Annotated in this window: 2 protein-coding genes; both read left to right on the top strand. The window is 28.7% G+C overall.

Features of this window, described 5'->3' with window-relative positions:
• Positions 1-241: 241 nt before the first annotated feature.
• Entirely contained in the window at positions 242-691 is a 450-nt protein-coding gene (locus CYP84_RS07415; protein WP_103607732.1) for a hypothetical protein, read from the top strand.
• 418 nt (positions 692-1,109) lie between these two features.
• Positions 1,110-1,517, top strand: a complete 408-nt coding sequence (locus CYP84_RS07410; RefSeq protein WP_103637136.1) for a hypothetical protein — start codon at positions 1,110-1,112, stop codon at positions 1,515-1,517.
• The last annotated feature ends 296 nt before the right edge of the window (positions 1,518-1,813 follow it).

Here is a 1,813-nt window from a genome sequence, read left to right as displayed (position 1 = left end):
GTAATATACTTAACTATAAAGACTTATATATATTCTAAAAAAATAACTAGAATAGATATTGCAAATTTAATACTTATCTTAGTTTTTTTGTTTTACTTGGTTATTTATCAATCAAGTGGCTGGTTGATTTATCCGTGTATTTTTACATTATTATCAATGTTTATTGTAAGTATTGTAGCTTTACGACAGAAAAATAGTTGATACAACAAATGATAACACTGTGATGTTGATGGTAGCAACAATGAATGAGTTTTTTAGTGCTTTATGGCGAGAATTGCAATATAAAATTATAGATTTGATCGTATATTTGGCTAATCAGTACCCAATTGTAGCTTGGACTATCTTATATTTTCTTGGTTTGCCTGTGTTGTATTTTGGTTTCAAGTTTATTCGTCATAGCTTTATAATTTATAGCAAAACTGGAAATATAAAAATTCTAAAAACAAATATTTTACTTTTAATTTCTATTATTATTGTTTTTTGCTTTCTCATTAAATTTACAATTTATAAATCAGATGGCTATTTAATCTATTTGTGTATTTTTTCATGGATTTCTGCTATTGGTGTGATTATTTGGGCCTTATGGCCTGAAAAATTTGTACCAAATAAACCACAAGACAAAAAACGCAAAAAGCAAAAGAAGCTAAAAATTAAATTTGAAAAAAGAATTCGCTTAATTTTACAAATGTAAAGTTAAAGAACAAACAATGCAGCAGGAGTGATGATGCGGTGACATAATCCATTAACGGAAAATTATATAGGCCTGTAGGGTAAATAAAAGGAGGAAAGATGCTAGTTTAAAATCATTATGAATTTACGCAAGATGGGCTTTTAGTTGTTAGGAAAAACGAATTGCAGCGTTCAGGCCTAAAAAATATCTCAAAGCAGGAATTTAAGAAAGCTAGCGATTTAAGCATGATAAATTATGTGCTATGGGGAGAAGATTTTGTTATAAGTTGTGGGGATACCAGAAGCTACTTGGGCTGGCATCGGTGGCTGGATTACTTCTGACCCAAGAAAACAGATAAAAGATACTTATTATTTTTTAAAAAAGGCATAATAAATACTATAAATTCAATACAAGAAATTAATACAAAAGAGGGAAAGTAGTGGATATAATTTTTGCGTTTTTTGTGGGTGTTATGTGTTTTTTGCATGTGTTTAGTCTACTTGTTAATCAAAGTGTAAAGATAGGTGAAAAATTTATTGATTTTAGAAATATGGGGGATTGGTATCTTCTATCAGTACTTACATTTTTTATTTTAGGCTGTATTGGATTTTATTTTGCTTTGCGTTCCACAAAAAACATCAAAAAATACCCAGAGTATTTAGTATGCCTTAAATGTAAAGCTACTTGGTGGTTTGGGCATTTACGCGATAAAAGTAAATGCAATTTTTGTGGTGGCGAGGTGATGGATGCAAATAAATATGGTGACTATATAAGAAAACTAGAATTTTTAGAAAAAAAGGAAAAAGGACCCAAAAGAAGAAGCGTTAGAAATAAGAGAAAAAGATAAAAGCAACATCGATAAAAGTAAATAAATTTACATGCAAATTTGTAGAAAATAGAGCCATAAATATATAGAAAAATAATGAAAAATCACTTCATAATTACAAAAATGTCCGAGTAATGCAAATTTTCGTTTTATAACACCAAAATCCAAAAAGAGAAATCAAAAAAAGGAAATCAAGAATTTGCTAAAGGTTAAAAATGTAAAATTAAAGGATAAAAGCAAAAGTTGGCGGATTTTGAACTAATTGACAAGGTTTGGAGTAAATCCATTTTTCAGCTTACAAAGTGACAGGATAACAA

It is taken from the genome of Campylobacter concisus (assembly GCF_002912425.1).
In the GTDB taxonomy this organism is placed as follows: Bacteria; Campylobacterota; Campylobacteria; order Campylobacterales; family Campylobacteraceae; genus Campylobacter_A; species Campylobacter_A concisus_AH.
This window is presented reverse-complemented; position numbering and strand designations above follow the sequence as displayed.

What these genes read in the sequence shown, in the direction of transcription:
- CYP84_RS07415 (WP_103607732.1), top strand. Translation starts at nt 242, where the DNA reads ATGAATGAGTTTTTTAGTGCTTTATGGCGAGAATTGCAATATAAAATT.